This is a genomic window from Kribbella sp. NPDC050124 (assembly GCF_044460355.1).
Taxonomy (GTDB): domain Bacteria; phylum Actinomycetota; class Actinomycetes; order Propionibacteriales; family Kribbellaceae; genus Kribbella.
Genome location: NZ_JBITJU010000067.1, coordinates 1 through 2,846 on the forward strand (window position 1 = coordinate 1; position 2,846 = coordinate 2,846).

At 67.6% G+C, this 2,846-nt stretch carries 1 protein-coding gene; it reads right to left on the reverse strand.

The window, feature by feature from the left end; translation table 11 throughout:
* Positions 1-218 precede the first annotated feature (218 nt).
* The gene (locus ACIBL3_RS47195) at positions 219-2,498 is read right to left on the reverse strand and encodes a N,N-dimethylformamidase beta subunit family domain-containing protein (protein WP_396360614.1); all 2,280 of its coding nucleotides are present in this window, start codon (positions 2,496-2,498) and stop codon (positions 219-221) included.
* Positions 2,499-2,846: the final 348 nt, after the last annotated feature.

Consider the following 2,846-nt stretch of genomic DNA (forward strand, 5'->3'; position numbering starts at 1 on the left):
CTCCGTCGACGTCTTCGACTACGACCGCCTCTACAACAACTTCGGCTCCGTCATCCCCGTGGACGCCAAACTCGTCGTACGCCGCTCCGCCGACCGCCACGCCGCCTGGGTCCGCGGCGACTACGACCACCTGACATAAGACGATGCCCGGACGCCCCTTATCGCGGGGCGTCCGGGCACTCAGCTCAGCTGCGGCCCACCAAAGGAGCCACCGGCACCTACCGCGCGGGTGCCTGTTCGGTCTCGGTCTGCAGCTTGTACTTGGGTGGCGCGACGCGGGCGCGGGCGACCGTGGTGTCGGCTGGGACCTGGATGGTGCCGTTGCTGATCCATTCGGCGATGTTGGCGACCATCGTGCCGACCGCCTGCTGGGATTCGGCCGGCGGTGCGGGCACGGTCCAGTTGGACGGGCAGCGCCCGACCAGGAAGCAGCCGAAGGCGAACGTCGACCCGTTGAGCACGCGTGCGCCGGAGGGGGCGACGTAGGTCGTCGTGTGCATCGGCACCGGGTTGCCGTTGGAGCGGCAGTTCCCGGTCCCGCTGGCGACCGTGGTCAGGCCCGGGTGCTTGTACAGGCCCGGCCAGACGTAGTCGATCTCGCCCGCGATGAAGCCTGGCACGGTGGTGCCTGCGGGAAGGCCGTCGAACATCCAGCTTGTTCCGGTGGTCAGGGTGTTTCCCAGCACTGGGCAGATGTATTCCGCTCCGAGCAGCGGCTGCGACGCGTAGGCGTCACCTTGGTAGCGCCACTCCGTCGACTTGTAGCCGGCGGTGTACCGGTCGATGTCCCAGGCCCGCCGGCCGTCGTCGGTGAAGTCGATCTTCCGGTAGGAGGTGTTGGCGCCGAGGTTCGCGACGTTCACGCCATGGCTGATCGCCTGGCTCAGCGCCGCCCGCATCCGCAGCGAGTAGTACTCGTCATGCCCCGGCAGGAAGATCGTCCCGGCGCGGGCCGGCAGTTGCCCGCCGAACTCGTCCAGGTCGTTGTTCGTCCAGTAGGTGACGTCGAGGCCTTTCGATTCGGCCCAGAACACCAGGCCCTGCTCCAGCGACAGGAACTGTCCGGAGCCTTGGCCCTCGTTGTACGGGCGGTCGAAGGTCAGTCGGCCGGAGCCTCCGGCCTCACCGCCGGCGTAGAAGCTCAGGCCGCCGTAGCGGTTGTAGGCCTGCCAGGTCGTGGTTGCCTGCTGGATCATCAGGTCGTGCTTGGTGCCGGTGTCGTCGCGGACCGTGAGCGGTGCGTACGACGCGTAGGTGCCGTCGCTGACCTTGATGAGATAGGTCCCCGGGATCCATGTGCTGTCCACCGGAATGCTCAGTGTCTTGGTCCAGTGCTCCGCGGACGTCATCCGCAGGTCTTTGCCGTCGGCAGACGTACCGCCTGTCACCGGCGCTTCCTGCACCACGGTTGGTACGTCGTCCTGCCGCCAGACCTCGCGGGCTCCGAGTCCGGCGTAGTACCCCATCCGGTAGGCGACCACGCTGACTGGGTTGCCCGAGGTGACCTTGAGGTCGACTGTGTCCCCACAGGTGGCCGAGACCTCGGTGAGGTACGCCGCGAGTGGCCCGTCCATCGAGGTCGGGATGACCCAGTCACCGGAGCCGGGCTTGGCGTTTTCCGTGGACGTGGAGGGCCAGCTCGACGGGCAGCCGGCCGGGATGGTCGCGAAGCCGGTGGCCGAGATCGCCGGCATCGGAGCGGGCGGCGCGATCAGCGAAAGGGTTCCGGTGCCGGACGTCAGGAGGATGCCGGTCGACGTGCTGGCGGACATCGCCAGCGTCAGGACGCCGCCGTACTTGGACAGTTGGACGCCGTTGATCGGGATGCCCAGCCGGGCGCCGGCGGCCACGCTGATCGGCGCGTTGGGTTTCCAGGTGGCGTAGCCCTGGGAGGTCGTCAGGGTTCCGTTGATGGTCGTGATCGCGCCGGTCGCTCCGGCCGGTAGTTGCATGCGTACGGAGGCCAGCACGCCGGCCTTGGTCACGGTGGCGGCGTAGGCCAGGTTCGTCTTCTGGCCTGGGATCGGGTTGCTCGCCGTGATCGCCACGTTGGGGGTGTAGGTCTTCAACGGCTGCAGGACTCCGGTGCCGGAGGTCAGGATCGCGCCGGTTGTGCCGGTTGCCGTGAAGCTGAGCGTCCACGGCCCGCCGGCCGGCAACCGTAGTCCGTACAGCGGGATGGAGAAACGGGCGCCGACGGCGACGGTCACTGTCTTGCTCGGCCGCCACCGTAGGACGCCGGGCGACACCGTGCTCACGGTGCCGTTGATCGATGTGATGGCGCCGGTCGATCCGGACGGGATCGAGAAGACGATGTCGCGCACCGTCCCGGCCCGTAGCACGGTCGCCCGGTAGGTCAAGGTCGTCGTACCGTTCGAGGCCGCGGTGGCCGTGATCGTCACGTCGGCGCCCGCCGCGTCTGCGGACCGTACGACGAACAGCGTGGCCGCGGCGGCCACTAAGACGACCGCGGCCGCCGCGATCAGCTTGCGGAACATGTATGCCCTTCCCGACTTAGTCAGCAGTTCCTCGGGCCTGGCGAATCCGCGCACGCCGACGCTCGGGCGGCAGCCCGGCGCGTGGACAAGTCGGTTCCCCACCCGATTACGGGAGCCTTATCGGACCAGACCGTATTGGCGTTACAGCTGACGCGAAATCTTTTCCCGGAGCTGAGGCAGGAGCGCGAAACCAGGCACCACAGGTGATGCCACTGGTGCCTCCAGCCGGCCGTCTATGAGTTGCGGTGCATAGCAGGTCTGGAGCGGCCGTGTCGGCTGTGTGGTGTGTCGTCGCAACTTGCTGCAATCGGGTTGCGTCGGAGCGTATTTCGAAGGATAAAACTCTTC